The sequence below is a fragment of the Streptococcus pseudopneumoniae genome, assembly GCF_001072315.1.
Classification (GTDB): domain Bacteria; phylum Bacillota; class Bacilli; order Lactobacillales; family Streptococcaceae; genus Streptococcus; species Streptococcus pseudopneumoniae_R.
The window spans coordinates 1-976 of record NZ_JVLI01000003.1 but is presented as its reverse complement, the minus strand read 5'-3'; the positions used below and the strand labels follow the sequence as shown (position 1 = coordinate 976).

Annotated in this window: 1 protein-coding gene; it reads left to right on the top strand. The window is 40.2% G+C overall.

Annotation, left to right across the window (positions count from 1 at the left end):
- The first annotated feature begins 173 nt into the window (after positions 1–173).
- A complete protein-coding gene (locus tag ADH54_RS00020; RefSeq protein ID WP_049523235.1) occupies positions 174–872 on the top strand; it encodes a GntR family transcriptional regulator in 699 nt (232 codons plus the stop codon).
- The last annotated feature ends 104 nt before the right edge of the window (positions 873–976 follow it).

Sequence of the window (976 nt, the reverse complement as noted above, 5' to 3'; positions counted from 1 at the left end):
ATCAAAGAGCAAACTAGGAAGCTAGCCGCAGGTTGCTCAAAACACTGTTTTGAGGTTGCAGATAGAGCTGACGTGGTTTGAAGAGATTTTCGAAGAGTATAAACAAGGCGAAGTTTGACTTTTTCTAGTTTATTGGGGTACAATAGAGAAAAGATAGAAATGAAGTGAAAAATATGCTACCTGCTTATATGAAAATCCATGATCAGATTAAAAAGGATATTGACGAGCACCGTTGGGCTATTGGTAAGAGGCTTCCCAGTGAAAGAGATTTAGCAGAGCAGTTTGCGGTCAGTCGCATGACCCTCCGCCAAGCCGTATCTCTATTAGTTGAAGAAGGTGTTTTAGAGCGTCGTGTAGGAAGCGGCACCTTTGTTTCAAGTACTCGAGTACAAGAAAAGATGCGAGGGACAACCAGTTTTACTGAAATTGTTAAGTCCCAAGGTAAAGTTCCCTCTAGCCAACTCATTTCCTACAGAAAAACCATTCCCAATGAGCAGGAAGTTGCCAAGCTAGGTATTTCTCCAACGGAGAATATTATCCGAATGGAGCGGGTTCGCTATGCGGATCAAATTCCTCTGGTTTATGAAGTGGCTTCTATTCCTGAAAAATTTATTAAGGACTTTAAAAAAGAAGAAATCACTAGTCATTTCTTCCAGACTCTACAAAAACATGGCTATCGTATCGGCAAATCTCAACAGACCATCTATGCTCGACTCGCTAAGGAAAAGATTGCCCACTATTTGGAAGTTGAAAAAGGACATGCTATTCTTGGTTTGACTCAGGTTTCCTACCTAGAAGATGGTACTGCATTTGAATATGTAAAAAGTCAGTATGTAGGCGAACGTTTTGAATTTTATCTTGAAAACAATTAATACTCTTCGAAAATCTCTTCAAAACGTGTCAGCTCTATCTGCAACCTCAAAGCAGTGCTTTGAGCAACCTACGGCTAGTTTCCTAGTTTGCTCTTTGATTTTCA

What these genes read in the sequence shown, in the direction of transcription:
- ADH54_RS00020 (WP_049523235.1), top strand. Translation starts at nt 174, where the DNA reads ATGCTACCTGCTTATATGAAAATCCATGATCAGATTAAAAAGGATATT.